Genomic DNA, 14,540 nt, shown 5'->3' with positions numbered 1-14,540 from the left:
GGCAACAAAAGTGTTGCCAAAGGAATCCCAACCAGCAACCATTCCAAAGAACAGCCACCAGTCCGGGGTATAAAACAATTGGCACTGGCTTTACAAGCACCCTGTTGAGTTCTCAAAGAACAACCACACACCAACCACCAGGCCCCGCATCAGCAGAACCCCCAGCCGGGGCATTTCGTTCAACCACCCGCCGCTCTCGCGCCGGGCACTTTTACTACGTTACCCGGTGGTTTCTGCCGTGTCAAACCGGTGTCAACCAGTTTGTCGTGCATCACCCTTTTACCGGGCACCCCGATTCAACCGACTTCCGTCGGTCGTTCCGAGGAATTCGGCAGGCCGGCCGCCCACGGTTTCCCGCTGGCTCGTCCGTTTCCCTGCCGGCCGATAACCTTACCCGGTCGGTTCCGCCTCGCCAAATCCGCCTCCCGGCGAATCCGGGGCACCACCCGGTTCTCAGGTCCTGCGCTCCGGCCTTCCAGGTCTTTCGCCCTGTTTCGTCCGTTCCGCGCTGGCAGAGAGAAAGTTACGCGCCCAGCGGAGTGATCGTCAAATCCGCTGGGCGCGTCCCGCGTCACATTGTCGACAACGGACTATCCGCGCAGCTCGACACCGGCGAACGAGCGCTTGCCCCGGCGCAGCACGAGGTACCGGCCGTGCAGCAGGTCGTCCGCCGACACGGTGGCGTCCACCTCGGAGATCCGGGTGTTGTTCACGTACGCGCCACCCTCGGCGATCACCCGGCGGGCCTCCTTCATGCTCGGCACCAGGCCGGACTCCTTGAGCAGGCCGGCGACGTCCGGCAGCGCGTCGAGGCCCACCAGGCCGGCCTCGGTCAGCGCGGCGCGCAGCGTCTCCGGAGCCAGCTCGTCGAGCGAGCCCCGTCCGAACAGCGCCTGGCTCGCCGCGACCGCCTGGGCCGTCTCCCGCTCGCCGTGCACCAGCGTGGTCAGCTCCTCGGCGAGCGCCCGCTGGGCCAGGCGCGCCTGCGGGCGTTCCGCGGTCGCCTTCTCCAGCTCCTCCAGCTCCTCACGGGAGCGGAAGCTGAAGTACCGCAGGTAGCGGCTGACGTCCCGATCGTCGGCGTTGACCCAGAACTGGTAGAACGCGTACGGGCTGGTCATCTGCGGGTCGAGCCAGATCGCGCCGGACTCGCTCTTGCCGAACTTGGTGCCGTCGGACTTCGTCACCAGCGGGGTGGTGAACGCCTGCACCGGCCCGGCGCCGCGCCGGCGAACGTAGTCCACCCCTGCGGTGATGTTGCCCCACTGGTCGGAGCCGCCGTACTGGAGCTGGCAGCCGTGCCGGCGGTGCAGCTCGAAGAAGTCGTTGGCCTGCAGCAGCTGGTAGCTGAACTCGGTGAAGCTGATGCCCGTCTCCAGGCGCGCCCTGACCACCTCACGGGCGAGCATCTTGTTCACCGGGAAGTGCTTGCCGACGTCGCGGAGGAACTCCACCACCGACATCTCGCCGGTCCAGTCCAGGTTGTTGACCAGTTGCGCCGCGTTCTCCCCGGTGTACGTGACGAACGGCGAGAGCTGCTCGCGGATGCGTTCCACCCAGCCGGCGACCACGTCGGGCGAGTTGAGCGTCCGCTCGGCGCTCTCCTTCGGGTCACCGATCTGGCCGGTGGCGCCGCCGACCAGCAGCAGCGGCCGGTGCCCGGCGAGCTGGAGCCGGCGCGCGGTGAGGACCTGCATGAGGTGGCCGACGTGCAGGCTCGGGGCGGTCGGATCGAAGCCCACATAGAACGTGGCCTGCCCGGCTCCGAGCAGGTCGCGCAGCTCGTCGAGGCCGGTCGAGTCCTGGATCAGGCCCCGCCACAGCAGGTCGTCGGTCAGGGAGTCCCGCCCCTGCGGGAGGTTGCTGTCGGTCACGGTCACCGATTCTCCCCCATTACCGGACCCGGGCCGTACCGGGTTTGCCGAGGTGCGGCCGACTAGGCTGGCGGCGCCGTCGAACGCGAGGAGGAACCGCGGTGGACATGCCGAACCTGACCGGTGGCTTCGTGGCCCTGCTGGGCCTGACGTTCGACGAGGTCAGCGGGGACCGGGTGGTGATCCGGTGGAAGGTGCGCCCGGAGCTGCACCAGCCGTACGGGATCCAGCACGGTGGCGTCTACTGCTCGGTGGTCGAGACGGCGGCCAGCATCGGCGGCGCGCTCTGGCTGGGCGACAAGGGCAACGTGGTCGGGGTGTCGAACCAGACCGACTTCCTGCGCGCGGTGCGCGACGGCGAGCTGACCGCCGTCGGCACGCCCGTGCACCGGGGCCGCAGCCAGCAGCTCTGGCTCGTGGAGATCACCGACGCGGACGGCCGGCTGGTGGCCCGCGGCCAGGTGCGCCTGCAAAACCTGACCGCCTCCTGACGCATTCGCCCGAAACCGGGCACTGACGCCGATATCGTCGCCTCGGTGAGATCGTCCGCTCCCGAACCGACGTGAGGAAGCTGTTCGCCGCCACGCTCGGCGTGCTGTCGGCCGTCGGCGGCTTCGTCGACATCGGTGACCTGGTGGCGGCCAGTCAGGCCGGCGCGCTGTTCGGCATGGCCCACACCTGGGTGCTGCTGGCCGGCGTGGTCGGCATCTGCGCGTACGCGGAGATGGCCGGCCGGATCGCGGCGGTGAGCGGGCGGGCGGTCTTCGACCTGGTCCGGGAGCGGCTCGGGCCGCGTGTGGCGCTGCTCAACCTGGTCGCGTCGTGGCTGGTCACGGTGGTCACGCTCGCCGCGGAGCTGGGCGGGGTGGCGCTGGCGCTGCAACTGGCCACCCGGGTGAGTCACCTGTTCTGGGTGCCGCTCGCCGCGCTGGCCGTCTGGCTGGTGCTGTGGCGGCTGCGCTTCGAGCTGATGGAGCGGATCTTCGGCCTCGCCGGGCTGGCGCTGCTGGTGTTCGCGGTCGCGCTGGTGGCGCTGCCGACCGACTGGCCGGAACTCGGGCAGGGCGCGTGGCAGATCAGCGCGGCCGGGCACGGCTGGCCGCTGTACTGGTTCGTGGCGGTGGCGCTGTTCGCCTCGACGGTGAGCCCGTACGAGGTGTTCTTCTTCTCCTCCGGCGGCGTCGAGGAGCGCTGGAGCGCGGCGGACCTGGCGCGGGCCCGGTCGAACGTGCTGATCGGCTTTCCGGTGGGCGGGTTCCTGGCGTTGTCGCTGGTGGCCGTGGCGACGGTGGCCTACCACCCGTCCGGGGTGTCGCTCAGTACGCTCGACGAGGTGGCGCGGCCGGTGGCCACGGCGCTCGGTGGCGCCGGCCTGGCCACCGCCGTGCTGGCGTTCTTCGCGGTGACGTTCGGCGCGGCGCTGGAGACGGGCCTGTCGGCGGCGTACGCGGCGGCGCAGTACTTCGGCTGGCAGTGGGGCAAGCGGGTCCGCCCCCGGGAGGCGGCCCGGTTCCACAGCGTCCTGCTGGTCGGTCTGCTGCTCGGCGTGGTGATGCTGATGACGACCGTGGACCCGGTGCGGCTGACCGAGTACATGCTGGTGCTGAGCGCTGTGGTGCTGCCGCTGACGTACCTGCCGATCCTGGTGGTCGCGAACGACAGGGGGTATCTCGGCGACCGGGTCAACGGGCGCTGGATGAACCTGCTCGGCGCGGTGTTCCTGCTGCTCATCGTCGCGGCGTCGGTGGCCGCGATCCCACTGGCGATCATGACGGGGATGGGTCCATGAGGGTTCAGCTGGCCAAGCGGCTGCTCGACCGGCAGATCGTCGACGTGGACGGGCGGCTGGTCGGGCGGGTCGACGACATCGCGTTCGCCGTCGACGACGAGGGCTTCCCGTACGTGGACAGCCTGCTCACCGGGCAGGGCGCGCTCGGGGAGCGGATCGGCGGGCGGGTCGGTCGGCTGCTGGTGGCGGTGGCGGACCGGTTCACCGACGACCCGCCGGTGCCGCCGTTGCGCGTACCGCTGTCGCAGGTCGCCCACGTGGACAGCGCGGTGCGGCTGCGCTGCCGGGCGGCGGACCTGCCGCCGTCGCCGGTGGAGGCGTGGCTGCGCCGGCACCTGATCGAGCACATTCCGGGGTCCGGCCGTGCGAGCGGGTGAGCTGCTCGGCCGTACCGCCTACGACCTGCACGGGCGGCGGCTGGGCCGGGTGGTGGACGTGGTGGTGCGCGGCGGGTGGCCGCCGGACCGGCTGCGGATCACCGACGTGATCGTCGCCGGGCACTGGTGGACCCGGGTGATCAGCCGCCTGATCGGCCCGGAGCTGCACCCGTCCGGACCGTGGCTGCTGCGGATGATCGCCCGGCTGGTCGGGCGCAGCACCCACCAGGTGCCGGCGGACGCGGTGCAACTGCTTCCGCCGGTGCCCGGCTTCCCGTTCGGCCCGCCGGCCGGACGCCGCTGAGGCCCGAGTTGCCGGACGCCGTCCGTCAGCGGCGCGCTTCGTCGAGTTCCGGGGCGTCGGCCGGCTCGCCGGCGTCGTCCGCGGCGTCGTCGTCCGGGGAGTCGTCGCCGCGGCCGCGCCGGCGGACCCGCACCTCGGTGATGGCCCGCTGGTCGACGTCGGCCACCGCCAGCTCCCAGCCGTCGACGGTGACCTGCTCCCCCGCCACCGTCGGAATGTGCCCGAGGCAGATCAGCACCAGCCCGGCGACGGTGGTGTAGTCGCCCGCCGGCCGGTTCGGCAGCTCCACGCCCAGGTCGGTCAGGTCGTGCACCGGGAACGTGCCGGGCAGCACCAGCGTGCCGTCCGGCTCGGTGCGCACGGAACGCAGGTCGCGGTCGGTCTCGTCGTAGATCTCGCCGACGATCTCCTCGAGGATGTCCTCCAGCGTGACGATCCCGTCGACCGCGCCGCGCTCGTCGACCACGAGCGCGATGTGCTGGCGTTCGGCCTTGAACTGGCGCAGCGCGTCGACCACCGGCAGCGAGTCGGGCAGCAGCATCGGCGGGCGGGCGATCTCGTCGACCGGCCGGTCGTCGGAGACGCCGACCAGGTCACGCAGGTGGATGACGCCGACCGCGTCGTCCAGGCCGCCGTGGCGGACCACCGGCGCCCGGGAGTGGCCGGTCGCCGCCAGGACCAGCCGCGCGGCCTCGGCGGTGGTGCCGCTGTCGAGCGTGAAGACCTGCAACCGGGGTACGAGCACAGCCCGCAACTGCCGGTCCGCGATCTCCACCGCACCGGCGATGATCGTGCGCTGTTCCTTGGTGAAGCCGTGGTTGCCGGCCACGATGTCGCGCAGCTCGTCCGGGCCGATCTCGTCCGGCTCGGCCTTCGGGTCCAGGCCGAACAGGCGTACCACCAGGTCGGTGGTGGCGCCCAGCAGCCAGACGGCGGGCCGGGTGATGCTGGAGAGCAGGTCCAGCGGGCGGGCCACCAGCAGCGCCCACCGCTCGGCCGACTGCATCGCGATCCGCTTCGGGGCCAGCTCGCCGAAGACCAGCGTGACGAACGTGAGCACCAGCGTCACCGCGACGATGGCGACGGTCTCGGCGGCGTTGCCGAACACGCTGAGCAGCGGCACCAGCGGCCGGGCCAGCGAGACCGCGGCGGCGGCGGACGCGAGGAACCCGGCGAGCGTGATGCCGATCTGGATCGTGGCCAGGAACCGGTTCGGATCCTTCGCCAGGCGGGCCAGTGTCCGTCCGCCCCGGCCGCTGCGCTCCAGCCGCTGCACCTGGCTGTCCCGCAGGGACACCAGGGCCATCTCGCTGCCGGCGAACGCCGCGTTGAGGATCACCAGCACACCGACCAGGGCCAGCTGGCTCCAGTAGCTCTGCACGACCGGTTATCTCCCTCGACCCGATCCGGGCCGGCCGACGGCCGACCCGCCGGCCGGCAGATCCGGTCGGCGTGGCCCCTCTGTGCCCCGCGGGCCCGCCGCTGAATCATGACCGGCCCCGGTGTCACCCGCCGGGGGCCGGGGCTCAGGCCGGTACGGGCAGGTCGAGCACGTACGCGCCGCCCTCGGGCCGGAATCCGAGCCGGTGGTAGTAGGGGGCGACCATGCCGGGCGGGCTGACCACGCGGCGGAAGCCCCGGTCGGTGAACAGCCGGCTGCGCCGGTAGACGAACTCGCCCGGGGTGAAGTCCCGGAACGGCGGGGTCACGTAGTCCAGGTCGATCTGGGCCACGCCGCCCGGTTCGGCGTGCGAGAGCATCACGCCGACCACCTCGTCGGCGCGTACCACCAGGAACGCCGAGCGGTCGTCGGCGTCGGCGTCCCAGCGGAAGCCCGGGTTGAAGCGGGCGATGTCGGCGGCGTGCACCCGCAGCGTGTGCGCCAGGAAGGCGTCGCCGGTGCCCACCTCGACCACCTGGTAGGTCTGCTCGTCGTGCCGGGTGGCCAGCAGCTTGCGCAGGTACCAGACGTTGATCACGGCGAGCACCACGTTCAGCCCCACCATCGGCCACACCTGCACTGCGGTGTTGTAGCCGATCAGGATGAGGCAGCCGACCAGGTTGAGCGCGCGCAGCCGCAGGATCCGGGTCTGCAGCAGGGACCAGACCAGCAGCGCGGAGCCGGCCCAGCCGACGAGTTCCAGCCAGTTCACCCGGGGAGACTAGCGGTCTGCCTGGTCAGGCCCCTCGGCGGGCAGCTCCAGCACGTACTCCTCGACCTCGGCGCCGCGCGCCGGGGCGTACCCGGAGTCCTCGCCGACCACGACGAAGCCGCACTTGCGCAGCACCGCGAGCGAGGCGGCGTTGTCCTTCGCGGCGCGGGCGTGCAGCGGCCGGTGCGGCACCTCGCGCAGCAGCGCGCGCAGCGCCGCGGTGGCGTGGCCGCGCCCCCAGTACGCCGCGTCGATCCAGTAGCTGACCTCGGTCTGCTCGCCGACCGGGAACGCCGCCACCCGCCCGACCAGCCGGCCGTCGACGGTGACCGCGCGGTTCACGATGCGCGCGTCGGCGCGGATGCGCGCCCAGTGCGCCTCGAACGCGGCCCGGTCGGACGGATCCTTCGGGCCGAACGCGGCCATCCAGTTCGCCTGCGGGTCCTGCTCGTGGGCGAAGAAGGCGGGCAGGTCGTCGTCGCGCACCGGGCGGAGCAGCACCTCGTTTGTCACGGCCGGAACGATACGGGCCCCCTCCGACACGGTCGGGACCTCCGGCCCGGTGTGTGTCCCGTCCGGCCCTGCCGCACGGCCGGCCGGCCCGGTTACCAAGGAGGTGCAACGACGCAGTCGAGGAGGCCGGACCATGTCGAAGTACGTCTACGACTTCATCGAGGGTGACCGCAGCCAGGCCGACCTGCTCGGCGGCAAGGGCGCCAACCTCGCCGAGATGACCCGGCTCGGGTTGCCGGTGCCGCCCGGGTTCACCGTCACCACCGACGCGTGCCGGGCTTACCTGGCCACCGGGGCGCCGCCGGCCGGGCTGTACGAGGAGATAAACGCGCACCTGCGGGAGGTGGAGGCGCGGCTGGACCGGTGGCTGGGTGACCCGCATGACCCGCTGCTGCTGGCGGTGCGCTCCGGCGGGCGGTACTCGATGCCGGGGATGATGGAGACGATCCTCGACATCGGGCTCAACGACACAACCGTGGCGGGGCTGGCCGCCCGCACCGGCGACGAGCGGTTCGCGTGGGACTCGTACCGGCGGCTGATCCAGATGTTCGGCCGCACCGTGCACGGCATTCCGGGCGACGAGTTCGAGCACGAGCTGGCCGCGCTGCGGGCCACCGCCGGGCCGGGCGGGCCGGGCGCCGGGCAGCTGCGCGACCTGGTCGACACGTACAAGAAGATCTTCGCCCGGCACGTCGGGCACGACTTCCCGCAGGCCCCGCACGAGCAGCTGTTCCTGGCCGTGCGCGCGGTGTTCGAGTCCTGGCACTCGGAGCGGGCCCGGATCTACCGGCGGCAGGAGCGCATCCCGGACGACCTGGGCACCGCCGTCAACGTGATGGCGATGGTGTTCGGCAACCTCGGCCCGGACTCCGGCACCGGGGTGGCGTTCACCCGCGACCCGGCCACCGGCGCACCCGGCGTGTACGGCGACTACCTGAGCGACGCGCAGGGCGAGGACGTGGTGGCGGGCATCCGCAACACGGTGCCGCTGACCGAGCTGGCGAACCTCGACCCGGTGAGCTTCCACCGGCTGCGGGAGATCATGGCGACGCTGGAGCGGCACTACCGCGACCTGTGCGACGTCGAGTTCACCATCGAACGCGGGAAGCTGTGGATGCTCCAGACCCGGGTCGGCAAGCGCACCGCGGCGGCGGCGTTCGTGATCGCCGCGCAGCTGGCCGAGGAAGGGCTGATCACCGCCGACGAGGCGCTGACCCGGGTCACCGGCGCGCAGCTCGCCCAGCTGATGTTCCCGGCCTTCGACGCCGCCGGCGCGCCCGAGCCGCTCGCCGTCGGCGTCGGCGCCTCCCCCGGCGCCGCGGTCGGGCGGGTGGTCTTCGACTCGGCCGCCGCGGCGGCGTCCACCGGGCCGGTGATCCTGGTCCGGCCGGAGACCAACCCGGACGACCTGCCCGGCATGATCGCCGCGGTCGGGGTGCTCACCTCGCGCGGCGGGAAGACGTCGCACGCCGCCGTGGTGGCCCGCGGCATGGGCCGGACCTGCGTCTGCGGGGCCGAGGCGCTGACCATCGACGTGGAGCGCGGCGAGTTCACGGTGGGCGAGCAGGTGGTGCGCGCCGGCGAGGTGATCTCGATCGACGGCACCAGCGGGCGGATCTGGCGCGGCGAGGTGCCGGTGCAGCCGTCCCCGGTGGCCCGGTACCTGACCGGTGAGCTGCGGCCGGAGGCCGACCCGCTGGTCGCCGCCGTGCACCGGCTGCTCGGGCACGCCGACGCGGTACGCACGCTCGGCGTCCACGCCAACGCCGACACCCCGGACGACGCGCGCCGGGCCCGTGAGCTGGGCGCCGAAGGGATCGGTCTGTGCCGCACCGAGCACATGTTCCTCGGCGAGCGCCGGGAACTGGTCGAGCGGCTGATCCTGGCCGACGGCCCGGCCGAGGTCGGCGCGGCGCTGGACGCGCTGCTGCCGTTGCAGCGGGCCGACTTCGTCGGGCTGCTCACCGCGATGGACGGGCTTCCGGTCACGGTGCGGCTGCTCGACCCGCCGCTGCACGAGTTCCTGCCTCCGCTCGCCGAGCTGACCGCCCGGGTGGCGGGCGCACAGGCGCGCGGCGAGGAACCGGGCCACGACGGCGTGCTGCTGACGGCGGTACGGCGGATGCACGAGACGAACCCGATGCTGGGGCTGCGCGGCGTGCGGCTCGGGCTGGTGGTGCCGGGTCTGTTCGCGATGCAGGTGCGGGCGCTGGCCGAGGCGGCCGCGCAGCGGGTCCGGGCCGGCGGTGACCCGCGCCCGGAGATCATGGTGCCGCTGGTCGGCGACGTGCGGGAACTCGCCGCGGTGGCGGACGAGGCGCGGCGGGTCCTGGCCGGGGTGCCGGGCGCGCCGGAGATCCCGATCGGCACCATGATCGAGACGCCCCGGGCGGCGCTGACCGCCGGGGACATCGCCGCCGAGGCGCGCTTCTTCTCCTTCGGCACCAACGACCTGACGCAGATGACCTGGGCGTTCTCCCGGGACGACGTGGAGGGGGCGTTCTTCTCCACGTACCTGGAACGGGGGATCTTCCCGGTGTCGCCGTTCGAGAGCATCGACGCCACCGGCGTGGGGCGGCTGGTCCGCCTCGCCGTAGCCGAGGGGCGGGCGGCCCGGCCGGACCTGACCGTCGGGGTGTGCGGCGAGCACGGCGGCGACCCGGACTCGATCGGGTTCTTCGCCGCGGCCGGGCTCGACTACGTCTCCTGCTCGCCGTACCGGGTGCCGGTGGCGCGGCTGGCCGCCGGCCGGGCCGCCGTCGAGGCCCGTACCGAGAAGTCCGACTCCCGCTAGGAGGGCAGCGTCATGACCGCCATCTTCAACCCGACCGGTCCGGCTGTCACGCCGCTCCCCCGGCCCGCGCCGCCGTCGGCCGCGTCGCCGGCTCCCATCCCGGCCGGGCCGGTCGGCCCGGTGCTGGAGCTGCCCGGGGACGCCGCGCTGGTGCCGGTGCACCGCGACGGCCGCCCGGTCGGCGTGTTCGTCGCGGCCGGCGGCCGGGTCCGCTACCGGCGCGTGGTCGAACCGGACCAGCTCGTCGCCGCGGCCACCGGCGCGTTCGCGGTGGCCGCGCTCACCGCCGCCGTGGCGGTGTGGTCGCGGCGCCGTCCGCCGTCGGTCGGCACCGTCACCATGGGGCCGGGCGGCTGGGTCAGCCTGCGCGGCGTGCCGGCGCCCCGGCTGCGCCCGGACCACAGGCCCTGGTGGGCGCGCGTGCTGCGGGCCCGCCGCCTGGTCGTCGACAGCTGACCACCCAGGGGTACGGCCGCCGGTACGTCACCGGCGGCCGTACCGCCGTTCTCCCGTCGGCTCTCGGCGGAGGGGCCGTTGGTCCCGGGTCACCGCGGTCCTGCGCCCCTGCCCGGCGGCGCCCGGACCGACGACGCTGAGGGTGAGAACGAGACCGAGGGAGGCCCCCGATGCGCGCCAGTGTCGTCACCGCGTTCGACCGTCCGATGGAGATCACCGAGCGTCCCGTGCCGGAGGTCGGCCCGGGCGAGATCCTGGTCCGCGTCGAAGCCAGCGGACTCTGCCACACCGACATACACGCCGCCCGCGGCGAGTGGCCGGTGAAGCCCACCCCGCCGTTCGTACCCGGTCACGAGGGCGTCGGCCTGGTCGAGCAGGTCGGCCCCGGCGTCACCGAGCACGCCGTCGGCGACCGGGTCGCGCTGCCCTGGCTCGGCTGGGCCTGCGGCACCTGCGCGTACTGCGTGACCGGCTGGGAGACGCTGTGCGAGTCGCAGCGCAACACCGGTTACAGCATCGACGGCGCGCACGCCGAGTACGCGGTGGCCTCGGCCCGCTACGCGGTCCGCGTGCCCGACGGCGTGGACCCGTTCGAGGCCGCGCCGCTGACCTGCGCGGGCGTCACCACGTACAAGGCCGTCAAGGTCGCCGGGGTACGGCCGGGCGAGCGGGTCGCGATCTTCGGCATCGGCGGTCTGGGTCACCTCGCCCAGCAGTACGCGCAGATCTTCGGCGCCGAGACGGTCGCGGTGGACGTGACCGCCGAGAAGCTGGAGCTGGCCACCTCGCTGGGCGCCGCGCACACTGTCGACGCCGCCACCACCGACCCGGTCGAGCGGATCACCGCGCTGGGCGGCGTGGACGTGGCGATCGTGCTGGCCGCCAGTCCCCGGGTGATCGAGCAGGCCCACCGCTCGCTGCGCCGCGGCGGCCGTCTGGTGCTGGTGTCGCTGCCCGCCGACAACGCGATCACCCTGCCCGTCTTCGAGACGGTGCTCAAGGGCATCAGGGTGCTCGGCTCGATCGTCGGCACCCGCGCCGACCTGGCCGAGGTCTTCGCGCTGCACGCCGCCGGCCGCACCCGGGTCGTCTACGAGACCCGCAAGCTGGACGACATCAACGACGCGGTGGACGACGTCCTCGCCGGCCGGGTCGCCGCCCGGCTCGTGCTCCAGCCCTGACCCCCGCCCCCGGTCCCCGCACCCGCGGGGACCGGGCCGCCGACGCCCCGGAGAGGGACCGACATGACCGCCACCGAACCCCTGGCCCCCTGGCGCGGATTCCACGCCGGCGCGTGGCAGGAGACAGTCGACGTGGCCGACTTCGTCCGCCACAACCACGAGCCGTACACCGAGGACGCCTCGTTCCTGACCGGGCCGACGCCGCGCACGCTCGCCGTGTGGGACCGGCTGCGGGAAATGTTCGGCGAGGAGCGGCGCCGCGGCGTGTACGACGTCGACGCGGCCACCCCGTCGACGATCACCTCGCACGCCCCCGGGTACATCGACCGGGAGCGGGAGCTGATCGTCGGGTTGCAGACCGACGCGCCGCTGCGGCGGGCGATCATGCCGGCCGGCGGGCTGCGGATGGTGGAGACGGCGCTGCGCGCGTACGGGCGTGAGCCGGACCCGCGCGTGCACGAGATCTTCACCCGGTACCGCCGCACGCACAACGACGCGGTGTTCGACGCGTACCCGGAGACGGTGCTCGCGGCCCGGCGCTCGCACATCATCACCGGCCTGCCCGACGCGTACGGACGCGGGCGGATCATCGGCGACTACCGCCGGGTGGCGCTGTACGGCGTGGACCGGCTGATCGAGGAGCGCCGCGCGCTCAAGGCGGCGCTGGACGACCGGCGCAGCACCGACGACGTGATCCGCGACCGGGAGGAACTGGCCGAGCAGCTCCGCGCGCTCGGCGAGCTGAAGGAGATGGCCGCCTCGTACGGCTTCGACATCTCCCGCCCGGCCGTCACCGGCGCGCAGGCGATCCAGTGGCTCTACTTCGCCTACCTGGCCGCCACGAAGGAGCAGAACGGCGCCGCCATGTCGCTCGGCCGCACCGCCGGGTTCCTCGACGCCTACCTGCGGCGGGACATCGCCGAGGGGCGGCTGGACGAGAGTGGCGCGCAGGAGCTGATCGACGACTTCGTGATCAAGCTGCGGATCATCCGCTTCCTGCGCACCCCCGAGTACGACCAGCTCTTCTCCGGCGACCCGACCTGGGTCACCGAGTCGCTCGGCGGGATGGGGGCGGACGGCCGCCCGCTGGTCACCCGCACCACGTTCCGCTACCTGCAGACGCTGTACAACCTCGGCCCGGCGCCGGAGCCGAACCTGACGGTGCTCTGGTCGCCGCGGCTGCCCGAGGGGTTCAAGCGGTTCTGCGCCCAGGTGTCGTTGGACACCAGCGCCATCCAGTACGAGAACGACGAGCTGATCCGCCCGGCGTACGACGACGACACCGCGATCGCCTGCTGCGTGTCGGCCATGCGGGTCGGCCGGGACATGCAGTTCTTCGGCGCCCGGGCGAACCTGGCGAAGGCGCTGCTGTACGCGATCAACGGCGGCCGCGACGAGCTGTCCGGCGCGCAGGTGGCCCCGCCGGCCGCGCCGGTCGGCGGCGAGACGCTCGACTACGACGAGGTGCTGGCCGCGTACGACCGCACGCTGGACTGGCTGGCGCAGACGTACGTGGACGCGCTGAACGTGATCCACCACCAGCACGACAGGTACGCCTACGAGCGGCTGGAGATGGCGCTGCACGACCACCCGGTGCGCCGGTTCATGGCCACCGGCATCGCCGGCCTGTCGGTTGCCGTGGACAGCCTGTCGGCCATCCGGTACGGCCGGGTCAAGGTGCTGCGTGACGAGTCCGGGCTGGCGGTCGACTACGCGGTCGAGGGCGAGTTCCCGACGTACGGCAACGACGACGACCGGGCCGACGAGATCGCGGTGTGGCTGGTCGAGACGTTCGCGGAGAAGCTGCGCCGGCAGCGCACGTACCGCGACGCGGAGGTGACCATGTCGGTGCTCACCATCACCTCGAACGTGGTGTACGGCAAGCACACCGGCAACACGCCGGACGGGCGGCGCGCCGGTGAGCCGTTCGCGCCGGGGGCGAACCCGATGAACGGGCGGGACACGCACGGCCTGGTCGCGTCCGCGCTGTCGGTGGCGAAGCTGCCGTACGACGCGGCCCGCGACGGCATCTCGCTGACCGGCACCGTCACGCCGGACGGCCTGGGCCACACCCGCGACGAGCGGATCGCGAACCTGGCCGGGGTGCTCGACGGCTACGCCGACGCCGGCGGGTTCCACCTCAACGTCAACGTGCTGGACCGGGCCACGCTGCTGGACGCGATGGCGCACCCGGAGCGGTACCCGCAGCTCACCGTCCGGGTCTCCGGGTACGCGGTGAACTTCGTGCGGCTCACGCCGGAGCAGCAGCGCGACGTGGTGTCGCGGACCTTCCACGGGTCGCTGTGAACGGCCGCCCGCCCGCGCCGCCGCAGGTGACTGCGGCGGCGCCGGGGTGCGTCACCGGCGCTGTGCACTCCTGGGACACCTCGGTCGGGGTGGACGGGCCGGGCACCCGGTTCGTGGTCTTCCTGGCCGGTTGCCCGCTGCGCTGCCGCTACTGCCACAGCCCGGACACCTGGTACGGCCGCAGCGGCCGCCGCCGCAGCGTGGACGAGATGGTCGCGCTCGCCGGCCGGTACCGCCGGTTCATCCAGGTGGCCGGGGGCGGCGTCACGGTGAGCGGCGGGGAGCCGCTGCTGCAACCGGCGTTCACCCGGGAGCTGCTGCGGCGCTGTCACGTCGACCTGGGCCTGCACACCGCGCTGGACACCTCCGGCTTCCTCGGCGTCCGCGCCGACGACACGCTTCTGGACGCCACCGACCTGGTGCTGCTCGACGTGAAGGCGGGCAACCCGCAGACGTACCGCCGGGTCACCGGCACCGGCCGGCTCGCGCCGACGTTGCGGTTCGCGCAACGGCTGGCCGACCGGGGTACGCCGATGTGGATCCGGTACGTGCTGGTGCCCGGCCTGACCGACGCGGTCGACGAGGTGGAGCGGGTGGCCGACATCGCGGCCGGGCTGGCCACGCTGCAGCGCGTGGAGGTGCTGCCGTTCCACCGGCTCGGTGCGCACAAGTACGCCGAGCTGGGGCTGACGTTCCCGCTGGCGGACACCGAGCCGCCGGACGCCGACCTGCTGACCCGGGTACGCGGTCAGTTCGCCGCCCGGGGTCTCACCGTCACCTGACCGCGCGCCG

13 protein-coding genes are annotated in these 14,540 nt (G+C 73.1%); 9 read left to right on the top strand and 4 right to left on the bottom strand.

All coding sequences use genetic code 11. The annotated features are described in order from the left end of the window. Positions 1 to 590: 590 nt before the first annotated feature. Complete coding sequence (tyrS, locus tag A8711_RS06345; RefSeq protein ID WP_069087705.1) at positions 591 to 1,874, bottom strand: tyrosine--tRNA ligase; 1,284 nt, start codon at positions 1,872 to 1,874, stop codon at positions 591 to 593. Positions 1,875 to 1,975: 101 nt separating this feature from the next. Here tyrS and A8711_RS06340 point away from each other — a divergent pair, with 101 nt between their 5' ends. The 4 genes from A8711_RS06340 (at position 1,976) to A8711_RS06325 (ending at position 4,344) form a co-directional block, all read left to right on the top strand. Next, positions 1,976 to 2,365 (top strand): PaaI family thioesterase, encoded by a 390-nt coding sequence (locus A8711_RS06340; protein WP_043324903.1) that lies wholly within the window; start codon positions 1,976 to 1,978, stop codon positions 2,363 to 2,365. 71 nt (positions 2,366 to 2,436) lie between these two features. Further along, positions 2,437 to 3,663 carry an NRAMP family divalent metal transporter gene (locus A8711_RS06335; RefSeq protein WP_043324904.1) on the top strand — a complete coding sequence of 409 codons (1,227 nt, stop codon included), beginning with the start codon at positions 2,437 to 2,439 and terminating at the stop codon, positions 3,661 to 3,663. Continuing rightward, positions 3,660 to 4,040 carry a hypothetical protein gene (locus tag A8711_RS06330; RefSeq protein WP_043324905.1) on the top strand — a complete coding sequence of 127 codons (381 nt, stop codon included), beginning with the start codon at positions 3,660 to 3,662 and terminating at the stop codon, positions 4,038 to 4,040. Before A8711_RS06335 ends, A8711_RS06330 begins: the two co-directional genes overlap by 4 nt. Then, a complete protein-coding gene (locus A8711_RS06325) occupies positions 4,027 to 4,344 on the top strand; it encodes a hypothetical protein (RefSeq protein WP_069087700.1) in 318 nt (105 codons plus the stop codon). Before A8711_RS06330 ends, A8711_RS06325 begins: the two co-directional genes overlap by 14 nt. A 25-nt stretch (positions 4,345 to 4,369) precedes the next feature. Here the strand turns inward: A8711_RS06325 and A8711_RS06320 are convergent, their stop codons facing one another. The 3 genes from A8711_RS06320 to A8711_RS06310 all read right to left on the bottom strand — a co-directional run bounded on the left by A8711_RS06320 (position 4,370) and on the right by A8711_RS06310 (position 7,010). Beyond that, positions 4,370 to 5,725: a hemolysin family protein gene (locus A8711_RS06320; RefSeq protein ID WP_043324907.1), complete on the bottom strand. Its 1,356-nt coding sequence runs from the start codon at positions 5,723 to 5,725 to the stop codon at positions 4,370 to 4,372. A 145-nt stretch (positions 5,726 to 5,870) separates the two neighbouring features. Continuing rightward, positions 5,871 to 6,497, bottom strand: coding sequence for a hypothetical protein (locus A8711_RS06315; protein WP_043324908.1), 627 nt, complete (start codon positions 6,495 to 6,497; stop codon positions 5,871 to 5,873). A gap of 9 nt (positions 6,498 to 6,506) precedes the next feature. Beyond that, positions 6,507 to 7,010, bottom strand: a complete 504-nt coding sequence (locus A8711_RS06310) for a GNAT family N-acetyltransferase (RefSeq protein ID WP_113973125.1) — start codon at positions 7,008 to 7,010, stop codon at positions 6,507 to 6,509. A 133-nt stretch (positions 7,011 to 7,143) separates the two neighbouring features. On the opposite strand from A8711_RS06310, the gene ppdK reads away from it, so the two are divergent. The 5 genes from ppdK (at position 7,144) to pflA (ending at position 14,530) form a co-directional block, all read left to right on the top strand. Beyond that, positions 7,144 to 9,804, top strand: a complete 2,661-nt coding sequence (ppdK, locus tag A8711_RS06305) for a pyruvate, phosphate dikinase (RefSeq protein WP_069087699.1) — start codon at positions 7,144 to 7,146, stop codon at positions 9,802 to 9,804. A gap of 12 nt (positions 9,805 to 9,816) precedes the next feature. Next, complete coding sequence (locus A8711_RS06300; protein ID WP_069087698.1) at positions 9,817 to 10,260, top strand: hypothetical protein; 444 nt, start codon at positions 9,817 to 9,819, stop codon at positions 10,258 to 10,260. Positions 10,261 to 10,430: 170 nt separating this feature from the next. Further along, on the top strand, positions 10,431 to 11,441 hold the full coding sequence (gene adhP, locus A8711_RS06295) for an alcohol dehydrogenase AdhP (protein WP_069087697.1): 1,011 nt from the start codon (positions 10,431 to 10,433) through the stop codon (positions 11,439 to 11,441). 63 nt (positions 11,442 to 11,504) lie between these two features. Then, on the top strand, positions 11,505 to 13,748 hold the full coding sequence (gene pflB, locus A8711_RS06290; protein WP_069087696.1) for a formate C-acetyltransferase: 2,244 nt from the start codon (positions 11,505 to 11,507) through the stop codon (positions 13,746 to 13,748). Further along, positions 13,745 to 14,530 (top strand): pyruvate formate-lyase-activating protein, encoded by a 786-nt coding sequence (gene pflA / locus A8711_RS06285; protein WP_051611069.1) that lies wholly within the window; start codon positions 13,745 to 13,747, stop codon positions 14,528 to 14,530. Before pflB ends, pflA begins: the two co-directional genes overlap by 4 nt. Positions 14,531 to 14,540 lie beyond the last annotated feature (10 nt).

The organism is Micromonospora sp. II, from assembly GCF_001709195.1.
Classification (GTDB): Bacteria; Actinomycetota; Actinomycetes; order Mycobacteriales; family Micromonosporaceae; genus Micromonospora; species Micromonospora chalcea.
Note: the sequence above shows the minus strand (reverse complement) of the source record. Positions and strands in the feature narration are given on the sequence as shown.